At 60.4% G+C, this 22012-nt stretch carries 19 protein-coding genes, 1 tRNA gene and 1 pseudogene; 19 read left to right on the top strand and 2 right to left on the bottom strand.

What is annotated here, in order from left to right:
• Positions 1 to 194: 194 nt before the first annotated feature.
• Positions 195 to 1859: an OFA family MFS transporter gene (locus AB4N53_RS21495; RefSeq protein ID WP_460123035.1), complete on the bottom strand. Its 1665-nt coding sequence runs from the start codon at positions 1857 to 1859 to the stop codon at positions 195 to 197.
• Positions 1860 to 2486: 627 nt separating this feature from the next.
• Between AB4N53_RS21495 and AB4N53_RS21490 the strand changes: the two genes are divergently transcribed.
• The 17 genes and pseudogenes from AB4N53_RS21490 (at position 2487) to vapC (ending at position 18395) form a co-directional block, all read left to right on the top strand.
• Positions 2487 to 4703 (top strand): AsmA family protein, encoded by a 2217-nt coding sequence (locus AB4N53_RS21490; protein WP_460139006.1) that lies wholly within the window; start codon positions 2487 to 2489, stop codon positions 4701 to 4703.
• Positions 4700 to 5767, top strand: a complete 1068-nt coding sequence (gene mutY, locus AB4N53_RS21485; RefSeq protein WP_460123029.1) for an A/G-specific adenine glycosylase — start codon at positions 4700 to 4702, stop codon at positions 5765 to 5767. Before AB4N53_RS21490 ends, mutY begins: the two co-directional genes overlap by 4 nt.
• Positions 5764 to 6036 (top strand): oxidative damage protection protein, encoded by a 273-nt coding sequence (locus tag AB4N53_RS21480; protein WP_016772129.1) that lies wholly within the window; start codon positions 5764 to 5766, stop codon positions 6034 to 6036. Before mutY ends, AB4N53_RS21480 begins: the two co-directional genes overlap by 4 nt.
• 91 nt (positions 6037 to 6127) lie before the next feature.
• Positions 6128 to 6203, top strand: a tRNA-Phe gene (locus tag AB4N53_RS21475).
• A gap of 406 nt (positions 6204 to 6609) precedes the next feature.
• On the top strand, positions 6610 to 7584 hold the full coding sequence (gene sbnA / locus AB4N53_RS21470) for a 2,3-diaminopropionate biosynthesis protein SbnA (RefSeq protein WP_460123026.1): 975 nt from the start codon (positions 6610 to 6612) through the stop codon (positions 7582 to 7584).
• A gap of 5 nt (positions 7585 to 7589) precedes the next feature.
• A complete protein-coding gene (sbnB, locus tag AB4N53_RS21465) occupies positions 7590 to 8621 on the top strand; it encodes a 2,3-diaminopropionate biosynthesis protein SbnB (RefSeq protein WP_460123023.1) in 1032 nt (343 codons plus the stop codon).
• Positions 8615 to 10396 carry an FAD/NAD(P)-binding protein gene (locus AB4N53_RS21460; RefSeq protein WP_460123020.1) on the top strand — a complete coding sequence of 594 codons (1782 nt, stop codon included), beginning with the start codon at positions 8615 to 8617 and terminating at the stop codon, positions 10394 to 10396. The genes sbnB and AB4N53_RS21460 overlap by 7 nt, the downstream gene beginning before the upstream one ends.
• Positions 10393 to 11007 carry a glutathione S-transferase family protein gene (locus AB4N53_RS21455; protein ID WP_460123017.1) on the top strand — a complete coding sequence of 205 codons (615 nt, stop codon included), beginning with the start codon at positions 10393 to 10395 and terminating at the stop codon, positions 11005 to 11007. The genes AB4N53_RS21460 and AB4N53_RS21455 overlap by 4 nt, the downstream gene beginning before the upstream one ends.
• A gap of 15 nt (positions 11008 to 11022) precedes the next feature.
• Positions 11023 to 12447 carry an L-lactate permease gene (locus AB4N53_RS21450; RefSeq protein WP_460123014.1) on the top strand — a complete coding sequence of 475 codons (1425 nt, stop codon included), beginning with the start codon at positions 11023 to 11025 and terminating at the stop codon, positions 12445 to 12447.
• Positions 12448 to 12474: 27 nt separating this feature from the next.
• Positions 12475 to 13953, top strand: a complete 1479-nt coding sequence (locus tag AB4N53_RS21445) for an aminotransferase-like domain-containing protein (protein ID WP_460123011.1) — start codon at positions 12475 to 12477, stop codon at positions 13951 to 13953.
• Positions 13954 to 13975: 22 nt separating this feature from the next.
• The gene (locus tag AB4N53_RS21440; protein WP_460123008.1) at positions 13976 to 14320 is read left to right on the top strand and encodes a hypothetical protein; all 345 of its coding nucleotides are present in this window, start codon (positions 13976 to 13978) and stop codon (positions 14318 to 14320) included.
• Between the two features lie 279 nt (positions 14321 to 14599).
• Positions 14600 to 15657: pseudogene (locus AB4N53_RS21435) on the top strand (PDDEXK nuclease domain-containing protein).
• Between the two features lie 67 nt (positions 15658 to 15724).
• Complete coding sequence (locus tag AB4N53_RS21430) at positions 15725 to 16699, top strand: alpha/beta hydrolase family protein (protein ID WP_460123005.1); 975 nt, start codon at positions 15725 to 15727, stop codon at positions 16697 to 16699.
• Between the two features lie 29 nt (positions 16700 to 16728).
• On the top strand, positions 16729 to 17142 hold the full coding sequence (locus AB4N53_RS21425) for a hypothetical protein (RefSeq protein WP_016772137.1): 414 nt from the start codon (positions 16729 to 16731) through the stop codon (positions 17140 to 17142).
• A gap of 6 nt (positions 17143 to 17148) precedes the next feature.
• The gene (locus AB4N53_RS21420) at positions 17149 to 17601 is read left to right on the top strand and encodes a hypothetical protein (RefSeq protein ID WP_460123001.1); all 453 of its coding nucleotides are present in this window, start codon (positions 17149 to 17151) and stop codon (positions 17599 to 17601) included.
• 165 nt (positions 17602 to 17766) lie between these two features.
• Complete coding sequence (gene vapB, locus AB4N53_RS21415) at positions 17767 to 17997, top strand: type II toxin-antitoxin system VapB family antitoxin (RefSeq protein ID WP_024011210.1); 231 nt, start codon at positions 17767 to 17769, stop codon at positions 17995 to 17997.
• The gene (gene vapC, locus AB4N53_RS21410; protein ID WP_016772140.1) at positions 17997 to 18395 is read left to right on the top strand and encodes a type II toxin-antitoxin system tRNA(fMet)-specific endonuclease VapC; all 399 of its coding nucleotides are present in this window, start codon (positions 17997 to 17999) and stop codon (positions 18393 to 18395) included. Before vapB ends, vapC begins: the two co-directional genes overlap by 1 nt.
• Positions 18396 to 18473: 78 nt before the next feature.
• Here the strand turns inward: vapC and gabP are convergent, their stop codons facing one another.
• Positions 18474 to 19865: a GABA permease gene (gene gabP / locus AB4N53_RS21405; RefSeq protein WP_460122998.1), complete on the bottom strand. Its 1392-nt coding sequence runs from the start codon at positions 19863 to 19865 to the stop codon at positions 18474 to 18476.
• Between the two features lie 543 nt (positions 19866 to 20408).
• On the opposite strand from gabP, the gene AB4N53_RS21400 reads away from it, so the two are divergent.
• Together AB4N53_RS21400 and AB4N53_RS21395 are read left to right on the top strand one after the other, a co-directional pair.
• Positions 20409 to 21182, top strand: a complete 774-nt coding sequence (locus tag AB4N53_RS21400; protein WP_024011209.1) for an ABC transporter ATP-binding protein — start codon at positions 20409 to 20411, stop codon at positions 21180 to 21182.
• 13 nt (positions 21183 to 21195) lie between these two features.
• Positions 21196 to 21948, top strand: coding sequence for an ABC transporter substrate-binding protein (locus tag AB4N53_RS21395; protein ID WP_042608621.1), 753 nt, complete (start codon positions 21196 to 21198; stop codon positions 21946 to 21948).
• Positions 21949 to 22012 lie beyond the last annotated feature (64 nt).

The following is a 22012-nucleotide window of genomic DNA, read 5'->3' as shown; positions in this document are numbered from 1 at the left end:
GAGAGGTGAGATGCCTGACGGATAGAACGCCCGGCTGTCGCGGGTAGACATGTCCATACAAGCAAAAAGATCGCAGCCCCCGGCAGCGACTACAGTCTCAGCATGCGAACACTGACTGTAGGAGCTGCCGAAGGCTGCGATCTTTTCGGCTTGAATCCAATGCACCTGACACTACCTCTCAGGTGCACCAATGCTTAGTGAAACAGTACCGCGGTCTTCTGCAGGGTCACCCACACACCCCACGCCAATGGAATACCCACCACCAGCCAGGCAGCGATCGCCAAAGGCTTGGTGCCCGGCGCCGCTTTCCAATCCAGAACGGTGCTGGCATCAGCACCCTTGTCGTGGCCCAGCGCCTGTTCGGCAGCCAGTTCGGCGTCGGTCATGAAGTACTTGTCGGCCACCGGGCGCACCATCAGGTTGCACAGGAAACCCAGCACCAGCAGGCCGGCGAGGATGTACAGGGTGATGTCGTAAGCGGCAGCGCGTTCCACGCCGATGCTCAACTGATACTCACGCAGGTAGTTGACCAGCACCGGACCGAGCACACCGGCGGCAGCCCAGGCAGTCAGCAGACGACCGTGGATCGCACCAACCATCTGCGTACCGAACAGGTCAGCCAGATAGGCCGGAACCGTGGCAAAACCACCGCCGTACATCGACAGGATGATGCAGAACGCCGCCACGAACAGGGCAACGTTGCCCAGATGGCCCATGTTCGGAATCAGCGCGTACAGGGCAAAGCCCAGCGCGAAGAACACGAAGTAAGTGTTCTTGCGGCCCAGGTAGTCCGAGAACGATGCCCAGAAGAAACGGCCACCGATGTTGAACAGGCTCAGCAGACCGGTGAAGCCCGCCGCGATCGCCGCGATCGAGGCCAGTTGGCCCGCGTCGAGCTGACCGAACGGCACATCAACGCCCAGCAGCTTGCCGCCGAACACTTCCTGCAACAGTGGCGAAGCCATACCGAGGATGCCGATACCCGCCGACACGTTCAGGCACAGCACCAGCCAGACCAGACGGAACTGCGGAGTTTTCCACGCCACGTTCACGTGGACGTGACGGTTGGTGATCATCGCATTCGAAGCTTTCTTCGCCGGCGCGGTCCAGCCTTCAGGTTTCCAGCCGGTTGGCGGCACGCGGTAGGACAGTGCGCCACCGATCATGAACACGAAGTAAATGGCCGCCATGGCCACGAAGCTCTGCCATACGCCCACGCCTTCTGGCGAAGCGAAGTGGCTCATCAGCGCAGTCGCCAATGGTGCGCCGACCATCGCGCCGCCACCGAAGCCCATGATCGCCATGCCGGTCGCCATGCCGCGCTTGTCCGGGAACCACTTGATCAGGGTCGACACCGGTGAGATATAGCCCAGGCCCAGACCGATACCGCCGATCACGCCCGAGCCGATCCACATCAGCCAGATCTGGTGGGTATAGATACCCAGCGCGGAAATCAGCAGACCACCGCACCAGCACAAGGCCGAGACCACGCCGGCTTTACGAGGCCCGGCGTGTTCCAGCCAGCCACCCCAGATCGCTGCCGAGCAGCCGAGGAAGATGAAGAACAGCGTGTAGATCCAGCCGAGCATGGAGATCGGCCAGTCGCAGTTCGACGAAAATACCTGTGCGATGAAGCTCATGTCCGGCGCGCAAGCCACTGGTGCACTAACGCCCAGTGCCTTGGACAGCGGCAACCAGAACACCGAGAAGCCGTAGGCCATGCCGATGCACAGGTGAATGGCCAAAGCGGCCGGTGGAACCAGCCAGCGGTTGAAACCGGGCTTGGCGATGATGCGTTCCTTGGACAGGAACGCAGGCTGGTCGGCTTTGAGGCCGTCCGCCGTGATGCTCGTGCTCATTGTGTATCCCCCAATTGTTAGTATGGTTCGCCAGCCACTGCTCACCCTCGGCCTTATGCACGCAGGCATGACCGTTTTTTCAGGTGAAGCTCCTTGAAGGCGCGACGTTAAGTCGCAGACGGGCGGACGAACTGGCGAAGGTTACCATTCTCAGGTGACAGAAAAACCAAACTGATATCACCTTTTTTCTGTCAACTGTGTTCGCCCCCTGTAGGAGCTGCGGAACGCTGCGATCTTTTGATCTTTTTGAAAATGCCAAAATCAAACGATCGCAGCGTTCCGCAGCCCCTATAGACGGCATTTCAACGGGGCTACCATGCCGGATGTTTTCAAGTGCCTGACGACAGATATGTGCATTCGCTACTTGTCCCATTTATGCGTGCGAAAAGTTACCCGTCGCCTGGGCATGACTGAACGACTGGCGAACCAAGCGCAAAAAATGGCGTCGCAAGCGGGGCCGGATTGCGCCCTCTGGCGCCCGCCGGGCATCCTCAAACACAGACGCCGGTGACGAAGTGGCAGCTGCCGTTGCCGACCCTTGGCACATGACGCCACACCGAACCGGGCGCCGGCAGCGCTATACTCCCCGGCCATATGACCAATTCGACTAACTACAAGGACTCGCCCATGAAAGCGTTCGGCAAAATCCTGGGTCTGGTACTTCTCGGGCTGTTGCTGATCATTGTGGCGGCAGGCTTTGCCCTGACCCACCTCTTCGATCCCAACGACTACAAAGACGAGATCCGCCAGATAGCCCGCGACAAGGCCCACATCGAGCTGACGCTCAATGGCGATATCGGCTGGAGCCTGTTCCCGTGGCTCGGTCTGGAATTGCACGAAGCCAGCGTCGCCACCCTGGCCAAACCTGCCGAACCGTTTGCCGACTTGCAGATGCTCGGCCTGTCCGTGCGCGTGCTGCCGCTGTTGCGCCGCGAAGTGCAGATGAGTGACGTGCGCGTCGAAGGCCTCAACCTGCGCCTGAACCGTGACAAGAACGGCCACGGCAATTGGGAAGACATCGGCAAGGTGCCTGTGGCGCCCGGCTCGACTCCACCCGCCACACCGGGGGCGACCGCCAGCGAGCCGACCGTCGCTGTGGAAAAACCGGCGCAACCGATCCGCCTCGACATCGACAGCCTGACCGTCAACAACGCCCGCGTTGAATACACCGATGAGCTGACCGGCAAGCAGTTCAGTGCCGAAAGCATTCAACTGAGCACCGGCCCGGTGCACGACTCGACCAATATCCCGGTGAAAGCCACCGCGTTCCTCGGCACCAATCAACCGGTGCTGCGCGTGCGCACTGAGCTCAACGGCGAGCTGCGCTTCGAGCGCGCCCTCCAACGCTACAAGTTCGAAGACCTGAAGCTGACCGGCGAGCTCGCTGGCGATCCGCTGCAAGGCAAGACCATGACTTTCTCCGCTCAAGGTCAGTTGTTGCTGGACAAGGCAGCGAACGTCGCCGAATGGACCGGTATCAAGATTTCCGCCAACCAGTTGCGCGCTCTGGGCGAGTTGAAAGCCAACGACCTCGACAAGACGCCACAGATCAGCGGCGGCATTTCCATTGCCCAGTTCGATCTGGCGAAATTCGTCGACAGCATCGGCCAGACACTGCCGGCGATGGGCGAAGGCAGCCTGAGCAAGGTCGAACTGGTCAGCCGCGTTGCGGCCACTCCGACCAGCCTGTCGTTCGACAACATCAACCTGAAACTCGATGACAGCAGCTTCAGCGGCCGCATCGCCATCGAGGACTTCGCCAAACAGTCGCTGCGTGCGATTCTCAAGGCCGACACCTTCAACGCCGATCGTTACCTGCCACCAAAATCGGCCCAGGCCAACAGCGCCACGCAAACCCGTCAGGCCGAAGTCGCCAGTACCGAGGCCGGCGCCGTCGCAGGTACCACGCCGCTGCCGGACAAACCGAGTAAAACCGCCTGGAGCACCGAGCGCCTGCTGCCGGTGGAGCGCCTGGCCAAACTCGACGTGGATGCCGACCTGACTTTCGGCCAACTGACCCTCGACAAACTGCCGATCCAGAACGCCGCGCTCAAAGCCACCGGCCAGGGCGGCCTGCTGACGCTGACTAACCTGAGCGGTGATCTGTACAACGGCGGCTTCGTCGCCAACGGCACACTCGACGTGCGCCCAAGCGCGCCGGTGTTGAACCTGCAGACCCGGCTCAATCGCGTGCCGGCGGAAAAAATCATCGAAAGCCAGGGCAAGAACCCACCGGTCAAAGGCCTGGTAACGCTGACCAGCAGCTTCACCGGCAGCGGCAACAGCCAGCAGGCGCTGATCGATACGCTGAACGGCAACGCCAGTTTCGTCATCAACAATGGCGTGCTCCTCAACGCCAACCTTGAACAGCAATTGTGCAAAGGCATCGCCACGCTCAACCGCAAGACCCTGAGCGGCGAGCCACGGGGCAAGGACACGCTGTTCGAGGAGCTCAAGGGCAACCTGACCGTGCGCAACGGCGTCGCCAGCAACCCCGACCTGAAAGTGCGCATCCCCGGCATGACCGTCAATGGTGACGGCGATATCGACCTGCGCGTTTTGGGTATGGATTACCGCGTCGGCATCATCGTCGAGGGCGATACCAGCGCCATGCCCGACCCGGCCTGTCAGGTCGGTGAGAAGTTCGTCGGCATCGAGTGGCCCCTGCGCTGCCGTGGACCGCTGGAACTGGGCGCGAAGGCCTGCCGCATCGATAATGACCGTCTCGGTCAGGTCGCCAGCAAAATGGCCGGCAACAAGCTCAGCGAAAAAATCGACGAGAAACTGGGCGACAAAGTCAGCCCGGAACTGAAAGACGCATTGAAGGGGCTGTTCAAGCGATGACAGCGGAGCAGTTTTCCACGGCGGTGCTGGAGTGGTTCGACCGCCATGGCCGTCACGACTTGCCGTGGCAGCAGGACATCAATCCGTACCGGGTCTGGGTGTCCGAAATCATGTTGCAGCAGACTCAGGTCAGCACCGTGCTCAACTATTTCGAGCGTTTCATGACGGCGCTGCCGACGGTCGAAGCACTGGCTGAAGCGCCGGAAGACGAGGTGCTGCACCTGTGGACCGGGCTGGGTTACTACACTCGCGCACGCAATCTGCAGAAGACCGCGAAGATCGTCGTCAGCCAGTACGCTGGCGAGTTCCCGCGTAACGTGGAAAAACTCACCGAGCTGCCAGGCATCGGCCTGTCCACCGCCGGCGCGATCGCCAGCATCAGCATGGGCCTGCGCGCGCCGATCCTCGACGGCAACGTCAAACGCGTGCTGGCGCGCTTCACGGCGCAGGAGGGGTATCCCGGCGAACCGAAGGTCGCCAAGCAGCTATGGGCCAACGCCGAGCGCTTCACCCCGCACGATCGGGTCAACGCCTACACCCAGGCGATGATGGATCTTGGCGCCACACTCTGCACGCGCAGCAAGCCGAGCTGCCTGCTGTGTCCGCTAAAGCGCGGTTGCGAGGCGCACATGCTTGGCCTGGAAACCCGTTATCCGATTCCCAAGCCGCGCAAAGCCATCCCACAGAAACGCACGCTGATGCCGATGCTGGCCAACGGCGAAGGCGCGATTCTGCTTTACCGCCGCCCGTCATCAGGCCTGTGGGGCGGGTTGTGGAGTTTGCCGGAACTGGATGGCCTCGATGATTTGCAACATCTGGCCGATCAGCACTCGCTGACCATGGGCCGGCAGCAGGCGCTGCCGAGCCTGGTTCACACCTTCAGCCATTTCCAGTTGTCCATCGAACCCTGGCTGGTTCAGGTGCAGGAAGCCAGCCATCACGTGGCCGAGGCCGACTGGCTCTGGTATAACCTCGCCACCCCGCCGCGCCTGGGCCTTGCTGCCCCGGTCAAGACCTTGCTCGAACGCGCGGCCGCCGTCTTGAATGCAGGAGAATCGCCATGACCCGCACCGTAATGTGCCGCAAGTACAAAGAAGAACTGCCCGCGCTGGAACGTGCCCCTTTCCCGGGGGCCAAGGGCCAGGATATTTTCGACCACGTCTCGGCCAAGGCCTGGGCCGACTGGCAGAAACACCAGACCCTGCTGATCAACGAAAAGCGCCTGAACATGATGAACGCCGAAGATCGCAAATACCTGCAGGGCGAAATGGACAAGTACTTCTCCGGCGAGGAATACGCCAAGGCCGAAGGCTACGTGCCGCCAGCCGAATAACCCGCAGATTTCGTAAGCGACGGAATTAATTTAAGAAATTTTCAAAAAGTCGTTGACGTAAATCCGAAAAACCCTTTTAATGCGCCCCGTTGCCCAGATAGCTCAGTCGGTAGAGCAGGGGATTGAAAATCCCCGTGTCGGCGGTTCGATTCCGTCTCTGGGCACCAAATACCGAAAACCCTGAATCGCAAGATTCAGGGTTTTTTTATGCCTGCGATTTGATCCCCCCTCCCTCTTCCCCCTTCGATACACCCCTGCATTCCAGCTGTACTGGAAAAAACCAGAAATCTGTATCTCTCCGCGCAGATGGCGTTTCGCCAATACTTCAAACAAGCCTTGGCGAGCCAGTGACTGGCTCTACTTTGCGCCCCGCAACACTCTGGGTTTGCGTAACCCTCAGAGCGCAAAACCTGATTTTTTGAATCGATCGGCGTCGCCCGCAAGGTCACTTCCTGTCCAGCAAAAAAATCTGAAACCCAACCCACAGGCGAACTGCAGTTAGTGCTTTTCAAACATTCCAGGATGAATGCTGGCGCCCCCGTGCGCCCGGCAAAAGAGCGAAATGGACGACGTATGATCAAGCAACTTATCAATGAAGACAGTTATGTGCAGATCGGCGATCTTTGCAGCGCAACGATCCAGCTGAAAATCGAAGGACTGAATCCCGCCGGCTCCATCAAGCTGAAGACCGCGCACGCGCTGATCACTGATCTTGAAGTCCGCGGACTGATCAACCACAAGACCCGCCTTATCGAATCCTCATCGGGGAATCTGGGCGTTGCGCTGGCCATGGTCTGCGCCGCCAAGGGTTACCAGTTCGTTTGCGTAATCGACCCGAATATTTCCGCGCCGAACCGCAAGCTGATTCAAGCCCTTGGCGCGCAAATGCTCATGGTCGATCAGCGCGACGAGAACGGCGGTTATCTGAATTCGCGGATTCGTCTGATCGAGCAACTGGTCGCTGACAACGCCGACTACATCTGGCTCAACCAGTACAAGAATCCGACCAACCCCCTCGCTCACTATCAAGCGACTGCCACGTCCATCGCGCGCAAATTTGCGCACGTGGATTACCTGTTCGTCGGCGCTGGCACCACTGGCACGCTGATGGGCTGCAAAAACTACTTCGCCGAACATCATCCGCAGACCAAAGTCATTGCCGTCGATACCGTCGGCTCGGTGACGTTCGGCCTGCCGGGCGGCACGCGCCATATCCCGGGGCTCGGCACCAGCCGTCTGCCGGAGATATTCGAGTCGTCGGGCATTCACGACTTCCTGTCGATTCCCGAGGAACAGACGATCAAGGTCTGCCGTTGGCTGGCGCAACGCTACGGCCTGCTCTTCGGCGGCTCCACCGGGACTGTGCTCGCCGGCATCCGCCAGTGGGCGCCGCATATCCGGCCCGACGATGTGGTGGTGGCGATCTCCCCGGACATGGGTGAGCGCTATCTCGAAACCATCTATTCCGACGACTGGGTCACCCAGCGGATCGGCGCAACCGCACTGCAGCCCCTTTTCCCTGAAATCGCTCTGGCACTCTCGGCGTAATCCTCATGACCACACAGAATCTGATCCAGCCGTTCCACGTCATCCCCGGCGCTGTCGTCAAAGACATCCTCAACGGGCTGCGGCATGCAACCATCGACATGGTCGCGCAGACCTACCTGACCCACGAGCGGGGCGAAACTGTTAACCCCGACAGTTATTTCCTGCGTTTCCCTGCGCAACCGGCGAACCGGATCATTGCGCTGCCGGCGGCCATCGTTGACAGCGAGGGCGATCAATCCGTCTCCGGAATCAAGTGGATTGCCAGTTATCCCGACAACATCAAGTCAGGTATTCCGCGCGCATCTGCGGTGCTGATTCTCAATGACCCCGAGACCGGCTACCCCTACGCGCTGCTCGAAGGTGCGCTGATCAGTGCCGTGCGCACAGCCGCGTCGGCAGTCTTGGGGGCTTGGTGGCTGAATGGCCAGAACCGGCACGCGGCGACACTTTCGATCATTGGTGGCGGGGTAATTTCAAGGAATATCCTCGAGACTTTCGTCGCGGACGATTGGTCCTTCGACAGCGTGGGTGTTCACGATCTCAATGCTGAGTCGGCGCAAGCCCTTGCGGAATTTGGTGAACAACTGGGCCTGCCGGATGTACGCCTGCTGTCGCTCGAAGAAGCGCTGACTGCCGACATCGTGGTGTTCGCCACCAGCGCGGGCGAGCCGTACGTAAAAGGCCAGGGCACGTTCCGCCCGGGGCAGATTGTTCTGAACATCTCGCTGCGGGATATCGGCGCCGAAATCATCGAGGAAAGTTACAACTACTTCGACGACATCACCCATTGCCTGAAGGCCAATACCTCACCGCATCTGGCCGAGCAGCAGTACGGCCATCGCGACTTTGTCACCGGCACGGTGGCGCAGCTGATTCGCGGCGACCTGCACGTCGCCCAGGACAAACCGCTGATCTATTCACCGTTCGGCATGGGCATTCTCGATCTCGCGATTGGCCGGATGATCCACGACATTGCAGTCGCGGCCGGTACGGCAATTGCCATCCCGTCATTTTTTGGCGAGGAGCGCAGATGGTGAAGGCGCCTGTGCACATTGGCCTGGTCGGCTGCGGTTCGCGCGGAATGTCGGTATTCGAGCGCCTGTTGAGCCGCGCCGAGGAACGCCCGCAACAACCGGTCGTCATCGACATTTTCGAGCCCAACGTGCTCGGCGGCGGCGCGCACTGGCCCGATCAACCGGACTACCTGTTGCTCAACACCGTCGCCGGTCAGCTCGGGGTATTTCCCGACGCAGCAGCGTTCGGTGATCTGACCGACGCTCGGGAACGGCCAGGGCCGGACTTTCTCGCGTGGTGCCGAGCACAGCACGTCAAGGTTGACCCCGACAGCGGCCTGCTCGCCGCCGACGGTCGCGACGTCGAGCCGGAGGATTTTCTGCCACGGCACCTGCTCGGGGCTTATCTGGCCGACGCCTTCACGCGGATCCTCGCGACCGCACCCGCTTGGGTCACGGTCAATCTGCATCGGCATCAGGTCACGGCGGTCGAGCGCAACGAGAATCAGCAATACCTTCTGCTAACCGCCGACGGCGCTGCGGTGACGGTGGATCGTCTGGTGCTGACCGTTGGCCACACCGGACGCCTGCGCCTGGCGGGGCAGAACCGGGTCGACAACGTTTACCCGCTGCCGGGCAGCCTCTCCACCGTCGAGCCCGGCGAAACGGTGCTGATCGAAGGGCTGGGCCTGGGCGCCATGGACACCCTGGCGGCGCTGACGGCTGGCAGGGGCGGGATCTACAAACCCATGGCCGATGGCAGTCACACTTACCAGCCTTCGGGTCAGGAGCCGGTGATCTTCATCCAGTCGCGGGACGGGCTGCCGTTTCGCACGCGTCCCAATGGCTTGATCGGCTGCCCCCGCCATAGCGCCGTGCTGCTCACGAGCGAGCGCATCGAGTCGTTGCGGGTCAACGCGCACAACCGCCGACTGGATTTCGAACGGGACATTCTGCCGCTGATGCTGCTGGAGATGCGTGCCGCTGCGGTCGCCGTCCTGCATAAACCCTCAGCGCCGCAACAGTTGCTTGAGCAGCTCAGAACCGTCAGCGTTGTCGGCCCGGCAGGGGTTGTCGCCTGCGAAGCCTTGCTGCGCGAGTTCGAAACGATTGCCGGGGCAATCAATCCGCTGGAGCTGATCTGCCACGCACTGCCCGACAGCGTGACGCCTTACAACTATCACGCATGGATTTACGACACCCTCGAAGCCGACTTGCAAGAAGCGCGTCGGGGACGCGGCGCGTCGCCGATCAAAGCAGCCATTGAAGTCTGGCGCGACTTGCGTGACCGACTGCGTGAGGCAGTCGACTTCGACGGGCTCACCGAAGACTCGCATCGGCAGTTCTATGGCCGCTGGCACAAGGCGATCAACCGTCTGGTCGCCGGCCCGCAGAAGGAGCGCCACGCCGATCTGCTCGCGCTGTGTGACGCCGGTTTGCTGACCTTTCTCAAGCCCGGCTCCCGCCCCGCGATCGAGCACTTCAAGCGAATCGCCGGTTACGTCCAGAGCAGCGGCGTCACCCACAGCGACTGCGCGCCGGTGCGCGACCTCGCGCGCCTGGGCCTTGTGCGTCCGCGCACCGATGTGCAGGGCATCGACGGCATCGATGTCGACGCAGCGTGCAACCCCAAGTCGAATAACGGCGAAGCGGTGCATGACATCTGGGTGCTGGGCCCGCTCGCTGAAGGCTCCTGTTATTACAACCACTACGTCACCTCGGCGGGCGCACCTTCGCGGCTGTTCATGGACGCCCATCGAGTCGCCACCGCCATCCTTGAGACAGGAACTCGCGCATGAAACTCTACTATCAGACGCATTCGCCTTACGCCCGCAAGGTGTTGGTGCTGGCTCACGAACTTGGCATCGCATCGAGCCTTGAGGTGATACATCACGAGACCAGCCCGACTTCACCGAACGCGACCATTTACCAGGCCAACCCGTTGGGCAAAGTGCCGGTGCTGATGCTGCCTGACGACACCGCACTGTTCGATTCCATCGTGATTTGCGAATACCTCGACGACCTGAGCGACGGCCGCAAATTCATCCCGGCCAGCGGCCCCGAGCGCTACAAGGCGCTGCGCCTGCAGGCATTGGCGCAGGGCATGTGCGATGTCGGCATCAAGCTGCGCTGGGAAGTCGAGCGGCGCCCCGAGGCCCTGCGCTATCCGGCGTATGCCGATGGCCAGGCCTACAAGCTGAAGGAGGCGTATCGCTTCATCGAAGAGCACGTCGACCTCAATGGCCCGATCACCGTAGGCCACATCGCCTTGGCAACCGCCCTGGACTGGATCGCTTTCCGTCAACTCTCGGACTTCTCGGCGCAGGCACGCCTGAGCGAGTGGTATCAGACGTTCTGCCAGCGCGCGTCCATGCGGGCGACCGAGTACAGCGGACAGACGCACGATTAAGCCAAGGAAACCGCTATGAGCTCTCTCTTGTTGCAAATGTCACCGATCGCGCTGGTGATCGCGCTGATCCTGATCCCCCGGCGTCCGCCGGTACAAGCGGCGCTGGCCGGTGTGGTGCTCGTGCTGGTGCTGTGGGCACTGGGCGCTGCCGGGCCGGTGTCGGCGGCGATCTCCTCGGCGATTTTTCAGGACACCACGATCCTGTTTCTCAGCACCGCGTGCGTCATCGTCCCGGGGCTGGCCTTCGTCATTCTGGTCGAGCGCGGCGGCGCGCCACAGGCCATCGGCGCGTGGGTCAAGGAACTCGGCTGGACACCCCCGGCGCAGGTGATTTTCATCGTGCTGGGCCTGGCGCCGCTGCTGGAAGCGATGACCGGCTTCGGCGTTTCGCTGATCGCCACGGTGCCGCTGCTGATGGGGCTTTTCACTCGCCAATCGGGGATGAAAATCGCTCTCGCCGGCATGGTGATCATGCCGTGGGGCACGCTGGGTCTGGCAACGGTGATCGGTGCCTTGCTGGCGCATTTGCCGGCGCATACCCTCGGCAGCCATTCGGCGCTGATCAGCGCGCCGGTGTTCCTCTGCCTGGCGTCGCTGGCGTTGTGGCAGGCCGGCATCCGCAGGATCACACCGTGGCTGGGGCTGCTTGTCGTGACCGCCCTGTTCGTTGCCGTGCTGTATTGCGTCAACCTGTGGCTCGGCCCGGAGGTTTCCGGTGTGCTGGCCGGGCTGGCCGTGGCTTGCGTCGGTCTGGGTATCTCCTGGGCGCAACGGAAAAAACTGGTGCGCTGGCCGAGCGCGGCATGGCCTTATCTGGCCTTGCTGGGAGTGATTGTGGCGTCGCGCGGACTGTTCGTGCTGTCGGGCTGGGATGGCCTGTGGGTCATCAGGGGCGAACACGTTTCATGGAAGCCGCTGGCGTCTCCAGGGCTGGCGCTGCTGATCGTGACCGTGCTGATGGCGTTCAGGCAGACCGCGGGCGCGGGCTTCCCGTGGCAAGCCCTGTTCAACCGGGCGAAGTTTCCGGTCACGACAATCTTCCTGTTCCTGCTGCTGTCCCAGGTGATGGTCAACGCCGGATTCCTCGTCGAGGCGCAAAGCGCGTTGCAATCCATGTCGGGTATTTCGCTGGCGCCGATGATCGCCCTGCTGGCAGGGATTGCTGGTTATGTCACCGGCTCCAATGTCGGCGGCAACACGCTGGTGATGCCATCCATTGCCGCGCTGAGCAGCGAACACGGGGCGTGGCTGGCGGCAATGGTCAACAGCGCCGCCGGTCATGGCGCACTTGGCTCGCTGTCGATCCTGTCGTTGATCACTGGACTTGCCGGTGCCAACCGTCAGGAAGAAAACAGCCTGATCCGCTTCGCCTTCGGTCTGGTGGCGCTGAACATCGTCATAGTTGCTGCAACGGGGATCGTTTTGCTCTACTTTCTGTGAATTGTTTCGAATCATCACAGAGAACTTATGGACAGGTTTGATTTGCCGGACAAGCGCTGGCGGATAGTCAAGGACTGGATTATTCGCCAGATCGACAGCGGTGACCTGGCGGCCGAAGCGAAACTGCCGTCAATCCGCGTTCTGGCGCGGATGTTCGAGACCAGCATCACCACGGTGCAGCGAGCGCTGGCCGACCTCGAGGCCGACGCCTACGTCACGACCGTGCCGCGCGTCGGCTACTTCGTCTCGGCGTCAGGACGGGCAAAACCGTCCGGCGCTTTCGACTTTTCCAGTGTCACCGTCAACGTCAATCATGCGGTGGTCGCGATGCTCTCCGAAGCGGCCTCGCGCACTACCGCATCGCTGAATTCGGCGGTTCTGCACAGCGATCTCACGCCCAACGTTTTGCTCAATAAATGTCTCTCGGTGTTGGCGGCCAAGACTGACAACGCGCTGAGCGGTCTGGTCGCGCCACCCGGCCTGCCGGCGCTGCGACGGCGCATCGCCGGGCTGATGCTGACCCGTGGTGTAGTCTGCGGGCCGGACGATATTCTGGTGACATCGGGCGACACCATCGCTCTCGAACTGGCCCTCGAAGCCGTCGCGTCCAAAGGCGCTACCGTCGCCATCGAAACCCCGACCTATTACGGCATTCTGCAGACCATCGAACGCTTGGGCATGCGCGCCTTGCCGATCCGCACCCACGGCCGCACGGGCCTGGATGTCGATCATCTGGAAGAAGCGCTGAAGCAAAAAAAGGTCGCGGTGATTTTTCTCAACCCGACGCTGCAGAATCCGCGTGGTTTCATCATGCCCGACGAAGCGCGCGCGCGACTTTCAAGGATCGCCCGGGAAGCGGATGTGCCGATCATCGAAGACGACATCTTCTTCGACCTAGTGCCCGAAGCTGATCGACCGCGCGCCCTCAAGAGCTACGACAGCAGCGGCCAGACGATCTACTGCTCGTCCTTTTCCAAAACCATCGCGCCGGGTTATCGCGTCGGCTGGTGTCTGGCCGGCAAATACCGCAATGCCATCCTCGCGCAGATGTTTTCGCGCAACCTGGCCGTTTCCAGCCTGGCGCAAAATGTCCTCAATGAATTCATCGGCCGTGGCTACATGGACGAGCACTGCGCCAGATTGAGGTCGCAACTCTCTTCGCTGGCGAGTTTTGTCGAAGCGCTGGTGCGCAACGATTTCCCGGCCGGCACCCTCTACGTCCCACCGCGCGGCGGCTTCATCCACTGGATCGAAATGCCGACACACACCGACATGCCGGCGCTGCAGCAATTGGCCACAGAGCGTGGTTGCCACGTGGCTGGCAGCGGGATCTTTTTCGCCGATGGCCAGGCTTCCACAGGCGTGCGCATCTGCCTCGGCACTGCGCTGACGCCGGCAGTGATCGGCATTCTCAAGGTGATCGCGGAATGCGCCCGCCTTGCCGCACGCCCGGCGAGCCTGCGGCAGATGCCGACTGAACAACTGCAAGAGCCGGCAGTTTCCTGACCGGCTTGCGCGAGCCCTGCTTATGAATCAGAAAAGAACCCGTATTCGCTTGCCGCATCCCCCACCGTATCGCCCGAGCCGCTGGACATTCTGGCTGACGGTGCTCGCCGCAGTGCTGATCGCCTTTGCCGTATGCCTTTCGATCTACATGCTCATCGAAAGCTGGATCAGCGGTTCCATCACCACCAACAATCGCGGGCCGCGCAGCACCTACACCTTGGCACTGCAACCTCGGCGATACTGGTTCGAGTTCATGTGGCAGAGCTTCTGGACTTCGTTCATGTTGGCCATCGGTGTGCTCGGGCTGTGGGTTTATCGCAAAGGGCGGATGCGTGAGCAGAGGCCGAAGGGCAAGCGCTCGCGATGATGCAACTGGGGCGCTTTTTTGAAGCAGCCTCTTACCTGCCTGTTCTTTCATTCCAGCGCAACACCAGATCGCTCACCACAGCGCTGCCAACTCTGCGGCGATTGACTGGGCAAAAGTACGAAATGGACTACGGACATTTACCCTGTTACGCGCCTTCCGGTGGCAATGTCCTGCAACGCCTGTCCCACCCTTCCTTCCGAACTCGCAGGTTCGCCCGACATACCTGCGCCGCCTTCCTCGGCATGCTTGCGTCTCTGTTTCCAGAATGCGGAAGACCCGATGAGCCAGCTCAAACCTGCTGATACGCAAGACCATAAAATCGATTCACTGCTAGGCGAACTGGGCAAGCTGATTCGCCAGGCGCGGCAAAAAGTGCTACGCGCGGTCGATACGATTCAGGTGCAGACTTGTTGGCAAATCGGCCGGCATATCGTGGAGTTTGAACAACAGGGAGCCCAACGTGCGGGATATGGGAAAAATTGATTGGCCTACTGGCTAAGGATCTGACCGGGCAATTCGGGAAAGGGTTTGATGAAACCAATTTGTGGAAGATGCGCCTGTTTTATCAAAAATTTCCAATTCGAGACGCACTGCGTCCCGAATTGAGCTGGACCCACTACCGCCGGCTACTGCGGGTCGAAAGCGAGAAAGCGCGCCTGTGGTACATGAACGAATGCGCCGACCTCAACTGGTCAAGCCGCGCCCTTGATCGTCAGATCCTGACGCTCTACTACGAGCGCCTGCTGATGAGTCAGGACAAAGCCGAGGTGGTCGAGAAAGCCACGACCAACATCGACGCGATGAAATGCAATCCGCGGGAATTCATTCGCGATCCGGTCATGCTCGAATTCCTCGGCCTGCCCTCGGCAGGCAAAGTCAGGGAAAGCGGACTCGAACAAGCCCTCATCAATCACTTGCAAAGCTTTCTGCTTGAACTTGGCAAAGGCTTTTCCTTTGTCGCCCGCCAACAACGCATCAGCACTGACGGCGTCGACCTCTATATCGATCTGGTGTTCTACAACTATCTGCTCAAGTGCTTCGTGATCATCGACCTGAAACGCGGCAAGCTCAGCGCCCGCGATGTCGGGCAGATGGACATGTATGTGCGCATGTACGACGAGCTCAAGCGCAGCGAAGGTGACAAGCCAACCGTCGGTATCATTCTGAGCGCGGAAAGCAATGACTCGGTGGCGCGCTATTCCATGCTCAAAGGCAATGAGCAACTGTTCGCCAGCAGCTACAAGACGATACTGCCGAGCGAAGAAGAGTTACGTGCTGAACTCAACCGCGAACAGGCGTTGATCGAAGAACGCATGCTCATTCAATCCAGTGAATGAACCGGCCGGATTGTTCTTGAGCAGCGCGGCGACTATGGTTGGCACCTAACCGCCGAGGTCAAGCACCATGAGCTGTCAGCAGACATCCGATGTGGGCGACCCAGAGTTGAGCCAAGCAGCTTTGACTGTAACTGAAGCTACGCCCTTCAAGGAAACCGCAGCCGACGGCTACGCACTCGGCGGCTTCACCTGGCGCCATAGTTCGCCCGATCCACAGCGCCCGGTGGTCATCATCAACGCCGCCACCTCCGTGCGTTGTCGCCATTACTCAAGGTTCGCGGCCTATCTGTTCAGCCACGGCTTCGACGTGATGACCTACGACTACCGGGGCATCGGCGAATCACGCAGCGAATCGATCAAAGGGCTGCGCGCCTCGTGGACCGACTGGGGCGCGCTGGATTTCGAAGCGATGCTCAAACGGGCGCAGCGGGAGTTTCCCGGTCAGCCAATCGATGTAGTCGCCCATAGTTTCGGCGGCTGTGCGGCAGGCCTGGCCGCGTCGGGCACGGTCATCCGACGGCTGGTTACCGTCGGTGCGCAGTTCGCTTACTGGCGCGATTACGCCCCCGAACATCGCTGGCGGATGTTCGGCAAGTGGCATGTGGTCATGCCTTTGATGGCGCTGCTCTGCGGCTATTTTCCAGGCAAGCGGATCGGCTGGCTGGAGGACACGCCAACCGGCGTAGTTTGCGACTGGAGCACGCCCACCGCACGTTACGAGCAGCGCCCAAGCGGTCGCGCGCTGATGAAAAAGGCGGGCGCCCTGCCCTTCGCCAACGTCCGCGCGCAGACCCTGGCCATCAGCCTCAGCGACGACCCTTACGGCACGATCCCGGCAATCGAACGCTTGCTCGACTACTTCTGCAACGCAACTAAAACCCACTGGCGTATCGCACCGCAGGACATCGGCGAACAACAAGTCGGACATTTCGGCTTTTTTCGTAGCGCATACCAAGCCACACTATGGCCCATCGCTCTGACCTGGCTGCAAACGGGCGCACTGGCCCCCGACACACCCGGGCGGCAAGTCCCGCACAGTTGAGCCCTTCTCCACGCACGACGGAACACACCATGGCCTCCGCCAACAAGCAGCAAAAACGCGCCACCCGGGCCAAAGCCAAGGCCAAGCAGAACCGCACCAAGCGCGCCGAAGCGCCGGTCGAGCTGGACCCGAACGATGACCGCATCGATTTCGAATCGGTAGACCTTACCGAACTGTTCAAGAAAATGATCGACGCCGAGAAGATCAGCCAGCAAGCCATGTGCACCGCGTTCCTCGAAGATCCGCTGCTGGAACTGGTGTACGAGCAGGAAGGCGAAGAAGGCGCGATGGATTTCATCCTCGCCGCGCTGATCGAGTATCGCCAGTGGTCGCAGGAAACCGACGAGGCTGGCGCGCTGGCGTGGATCGAATCACCGGCATTCCAGGCTGACTATGTAGCGGCATCCGACGCGATCGCCGCACAAACCCAACAGAAGAACTGAGCTCCCATGGCATCCCTGAACAAGCAACACAAACGCGCCAAACGCGCCAAGGCCAAAGCCAAGCAAATCCGCATGGTCGGGCGCAAACCGCTGGATCAGGACGAAGACCTCGGCCACCTCGCCGAGCCGATCCCGGAATACACCCTGGCGATGTTCAGCAAAATGCGCGACGCCGAAGCGGTCAGTCGCGACGAAATGCTGCTGACCCTGCTGCGCGAACTGGCCTTCATCATTGTCGACCACCCTGAACTGCTCGACATGGAAAACGCCGACAACGAAGGCATGGCCGCCACCCACCTGGCCGCCGACATGCTCATCGACTACCGCATGTGGGCCGACGGCATGACCATCGAACAAGCCCAGGCCTGGCTGAGCGAGCCGCAGTTCATCACTGATTTCGGGGTGGCGCTGGATGCTTATGGGAAGTCGGTAGACACCCAGGAAGACAAGAGCGAATAAGCCCTTCTCAGAAACAAAAAACGGCCGCTAGTCATCCCTGACAGCGGCCGTTTTTGTTTGGATGGCCTAGCTACTCTTTGTCCGGTGACGATGTATATCCCATTGACATATCCCCAGCACGATCTATCCTGAGCTAATCACAGGAACAGACCCGGGAGCTCGAATATGGAGCAGACCACAATTTTCATGAGCAACAGAAGTCAGGCAGTCCGACTGCCAAAGGCAGTTGCGATGCCCGGCGACGTTAAACGAGTGGAAGTCATCGCGATTGGCAGAACACGCGTCATTACGCCTGCTGGAGAAAGCTGGGATAGCTGGTTTGATGGCGACAGCGTCAGCCCTGATTTCATGGCTAACCGTGAGCAACCCACTGAACAGGAGCGCGAGTCGTTCTGATGATCAAGTACATGCTGGATACAAATATCTGCATCTTCACCATCAAGAACAAACCACAAATTGTCCGGGAAGCCTTCAATCGACATTCCGGGCAGTTGTGCATCAGCGCTATCACGCTTATGGAGCTTATTTACGGTGCTGAAAAGTCGGCGGCCCCGGAGAAAAATCTGGCAATTGTTGAAGGATTTGTCGCGCGACTGGATGTCTTGCCTTTCGATAACGACGCAGCCGCACAGGCCGGGATGGTTCGATCTGAACTCGCGAAGGCTGGAACGCCGATCGGGCCATACGACCAAATGATCGCTGGCCACGCACGCTCACTTGGACTCATTGTAGTGACGAACAACGTACGGGAGTTTCAACGCGTTTCCGGTTTGCGAATCGAGGACTGGGTTTAACCTGACTGGAAAGCTCAGAAACAAAAACGGCCGCTAGTCATCCCTGACAGCGGCCGTTTTTACATCACGCGTTACGACTCAGTTCAACACCACCGCACCACGCTTCTCCAGCTTGCGACGGCGCGACACCAGCAGACCAGCCGCTACCACCATCAGGCTCAGCAGGCCGGTGGCGAGGATTTCCACGCGGTGGGCTTCCTGGAACAGCATGATGGTCAGCGCGGCGACGATGAAGATGATCACCGCCCAGGTCAGCCCCGGGAACAGCCACATGCTGAAGACGATTTTCTCGCCGCGCGCCATGCGCTGCTTGCGCATACGCAGTTGCGAGAAGGCGATCACCAGATACACCAGCAATGCAATGGCACCGGAGCTGGCCAGGAGGAATTCGAACACCGCAGCCGGCGCCACATAGTTGGCGAAGGTGCAGAGGAATGCTGCGCCGGTAGACAGCATCACCGCCCAGTAAGGCGTGCCGCTCTTGTTGGTGCGGGTCGACATGGCCGGGGCGTCGCCACGCTTGCCGAGGGAGAACAGCATGCGCGAGGAGGTGTACAGCGCCGAGTTCAGGCAACTGGTTACTGCCACCAGTACGACGATGTCGACGATCATCTTGGCGTTGGGAATGCCCATTCGCTCAAGCACTGTCTGATAGGAACCGAGGTTGGCCAGGGTAGGATCGTTCCACGGCACCAGCGCCACCACGATGAAAATCGAAACCAGATAGAACAGGCCGATCCGCCAGATCACCGAGTTGGTCGCCTTGGAAATCTGCTTGCCTGGGTCCTTCGATTCCGCCGCCGCGATGGTTACGATCTCGGTGCCCATGAACGAGAACATGGTGGTCAGGATCGCGCCCAGTACAGCGCCCATGCCGTTGGGCAGGAAGCCACCGCTGTCAAACAGGTGCGAAACGCCACTGACCTGGCTGGTCGGCAGCAAACCGAAAATCGCTGCAAGGCCGAGGCCGATAAAACCGATGATCGCCAGCACTTTGATCAGGGCGAACCAGAATTCGAACTCACCGTAATTCTTCACGCTGAACAGGTTGGTCACGGTCAGCAGCAGGGTGATGACCAGCGCGAAAGCCCAGATGTCCACGCCCGGGAACCACGCATGCAGGATGGTCGCGGCGGCGTTGGCTTCCAGCGGAATCACCAGCACCCAGAACCACCAGTACAGCCAGCCGATGGTGAAACCGGCCCAGTGACCGATCGCGCGGTCAGCGTAAGTCGAGAACGAACCGGTGTCCGGCGAAGCCACGGCCATTTCGCCGAGCATGCGCATCACCAACACCACCAACGTACCGGCGGCGGCGTAAGCCAGCAGCACGGCCGGGCCGGCGGCAGCAATGGCGTGGCCGGAGCCGACGAACAGACCGGCGCCGATCACACCGGCGATCGACAACATGGTCACATGACGCGGTTTGAGCCCCTGTTCGAGGCCAGTGGAGCTTGGGGTACTGCTCATAGAGACTACCTTTGCAAGGAAAGCGAGTGCGTCCGGCGCGTCTGAAAATTCTTTCTCGTAAAAAGAATCCAACGGCCTGTTCCTTATTCTGCACGCAATATTTGCGCCAAAATGTTTCAAGTCCTTGAGGGCCGGGGGCTTCGGCATCCGATGCAAGTCCTTGAGTTTAATGGCTATTCGCCAGAGCGTTACCCGGCGACTCACTTTCAAGACGAATCAGCGCACCAGAAACACACAGATAAAGTGTGCGACGCACAGAAAAAGGGCGAATAAGGAACGTTCGGCCGGATAGCGCTTCCAACACCCCGCCAAAGCTGGCAACATCGCGCCTTTTTTTACGCGGCACCCTCGGGTTTGCACGATCAAACACCCGTTCGGTTGTTGACGGGGCGACAGTCTGCTGCGCCGATGCGACAACCCGCCACATGCCACCCGTTTACCGCTCGTAGCGCTGTTGGCTGCCATTGAAACGCTATGCTAGCTTGGCCGCCTCGCCAGGAAGGCCCGCCAACAGCAGGAGCGCAACATATATGAGGAACGCACATGGCTGAGGCCACGCCCGCGCTGGAAATCCGCAACTTGCACAAACGCTACGGACAGCTGGAGGTGCTCAAAGGCATCTCGCTGACCGCCCGCGACGGCGACGTGATCTCGATCCTCGGCTCTTCCGGTTCCGGCAAGTCCACGTTCCTGCGTTGCATCAACCTGTTGGAAAACCCGCACCAGGGCCAGATTCTGGTGGCCGGTGAAGAACTCAAGCTCAAGGCCGCGAAGAACGGCGAACTGGTCGCCGCCGACGGCAAGCAGATCAATCGCCTGCGTTCGGAGATTGGTTTTGTATTTCAAAACTTTAATCTGTGGCCGCACATGAGCGTGCTCGACAACGTCATCGAAGCCCCGCGCCGCGTGCTCGGCCAGAGCAAAGCCGAGGCCATCGAAGTCGCCGAAGCGTTGCTGGCCAAGGTCGGCATCGCCGACAAGCGCCACGCCTACCCGGCGCAATTGTCCGGCGGCCAGCAACAACGCGCAGCGATCGCCCGCACGCTGGCAATGCAGCCGAAAGTTATTCTGTTCGACGAGCCTACCTCCGCGCTTGACCCGGAAATGGTTCAGGAAGTACTTAGTGTCATCCGCGCATTGGCCGAAGAAGGCCGCACCATGCTGCTCGTGACCCACGAAATGGGCTTCGCCCGTCAGGTTTCCAGCGAAGTGGTGTTCCTTCATCAGGGCCTTATAGAAGAGCAAGGATCGCCACAGCAGGTGTTCGACAACCCGCTTTCGGCGCGCTGCAAACAATTCATGTCCAGCAACCGCTAACGGAGCAACATGCATGCAGAATTTCAAAAAGGTCTTCCTGGCCGCCGCCGTCACCCTCGCGTTCAGCGCCGGTGCCATGGCTGAAACCCTGAAAATGGGCATCGAAGCGGCCTACCCGCCGTTCAACAATAAAGACGCGAGCGGCCAAGTGGTCGGTTTCGACAAGGAAATCGGCGACGCCCTGTGCGCGAAGATGAAAGCCGAATGCTCCGTCGTCACCTCTGACTGGGACGGCATCATTCCGGCGCTGAACGCGAAGAAATTCGACTTCCTGATCTCCTCGCTGTCGATCACCGAAGAGCGCAAAGCGGCGGTGGACTTCACCGACCCGTACTACTCAAACAAGCTGCAATTCATCGCGCCGAAAAACGTCGATTTCAAAACCGACAAGGACTCGCTCAAGGGCAAGACCATCGGCACCCAGCGCGCAACGCTGGCCGGCACCTGGCTGGAAGACACCTACGGTGACGACATCAAGGTCAGCCTCTACGACACCCAGGAAAACGCCTACCTCGACCTGACCTCCGGCCGTGTCGACGCGATCCTCGCCGACAAGTACGCCAACTACGACTGGCTGAAAACCGACGCTGGCAAGAACTACGAGTTCAAGGGCGACCCGGTGGTGGAAAGCGACAAGATCGGCATTGCCGTGCGCAAGGGCGACAACGAACTGCGCAACAAGCTGAACGCCGCACTGAAGGAAATCGTCGCTGACGGTACCTACAAGAAAATCAACGACAAGTACTTCCCGTTCAGCATCTATTGATCTGACCTGTGGGACCGGCGCCGTGATCAAGCGGCGCCGGCTCCCGACTTTGCCTGCCGCAATT

This window comes from Pseudomonas sp. H3_E04 (genome assembly GCF_054668915.1).
The sequence above is the reverse complement of the archived record's forward strand: the minus strand, read 5'-3'. Positions and strand labels throughout refer to the sequence as shown.

Coding starts and splice junctions, on each gene's coding strand:
- AB4N53_RS21395 (WP_042608621.1), top strand. CDS start 21,196: ATGCAGAATTTCAAAAAGGTCTTCCTGGCCGCCGCCGTCACCCTCGCG.
- AB4N53_RS21420 (WP_460123001.1), top strand. CDS start 17,149: ATGGCATCCCTGAACAAGCAACACAAACGCGCCAAACGCGCCAAGGCC.
- mutY (WP_460123029.1), top strand. CDS start 4,700: ATGACAGCGGAGCAGTTTTCCACGGCGGTGCTGGAGTGGTTCGACCGC.
- AB4N53_RS21460 (WP_460123020.1), top strand. CDS start 8,615: ATGGTGAAGGCGCCTGTGCACATTGGCCTGGTCGGCTGCGGTTCGCGC.
- AB4N53_RS21495 (WP_460123035.1), bottom strand. CDS start 1,859: ATGAGCACGAGCATCACGGCGGACGGCCTCAAAGCCGACCAGCCTGCG.
- sbnB (WP_460123023.1), top strand. CDS start 7,590: ATGACCACACAGAATCTGATCCAGCCGTTCCACGTCATCCCCGGCGCT.
- AB4N53_RS21445 (WP_460123011.1), top strand. CDS start 12,475: ATGGACAGGTTTGATTTGCCGGACAAGCGCTGGCGGATAGTCAAGGAC.
- AB4N53_RS21400 (WP_024011209.1), top strand. CDS start 20,409: ATGGCTGAGGCCACGCCCGCGCTGGAAATCCGCAACTTGCACAAACGC.
- AB4N53_RS21455 (WP_460123017.1), top strand. CDS start 10,393: ATGAAACTCTACTATCAGACGCATTCGCCTTACGCCCGCAAGGTGTTG.
- AB4N53_RS21425 (WP_016772137.1), top strand. CDS start 16,729: ATGGCCTCCGCCAACAAGCAGCAAAAACGCGCCACCCGGGCCAAAGCC.
- AB4N53_RS21440 (WP_460123008.1), top strand. CDS start 13,976: ATGAATCAGAAAAGAACCCGTATTCGCTTGCCGCATCCCCCACCGTAT.
- AB4N53_RS21450 (WP_460123014.1), top strand. CDS start 11,023: ATGAGCTCTCTCTTGTTGCAAATGTCACCGATCGCGCTGGTGATCGCG.
- AB4N53_RS21490 (WP_460139006.1), top strand. CDS start 2,487: ATGAAAGCGTTCGGCAAAATCCTGGGTCTGGTACTTCTCGGGCTGTTG.
- vapB (WP_024011210.1), top strand. CDS start 17,767: ATGGAGCAGACCACAATTTTCATGAGCAACAGAAGTCAGGCAGTCCGA.
- AB4N53_RS21480 (WP_016772129.1), top strand. CDS start 5,764: ATGACCCGCACCGTAATGTGCCGCAAGTACAAAGAAGAACTGCCCGCG.
- gabP (WP_460122998.1), bottom strand. CDS start 19,865: ATGAGCAGTACCCCAAGCTCCACTGGCCTCGAACAGGGGCTCAAACCG.
- vapC (WP_016772140.1), top strand. CDS start 17,997: ATGATCAAGTACATGCTGGATACAAATATCTGCATCTTCACCATCAAG.
- sbnA (WP_460123026.1), top strand. CDS start 6,610: ATGATCAAGCAACTTATCAATGAAGACAGTTATGTGCAGATCGGCGAT.
- AB4N53_RS21430 (WP_460123005.1), top strand. CDS start 15,725: ATGAGCTGTCAGCAGACATCCGATGTGGGCGACCCAGAGTTGAGCCAA.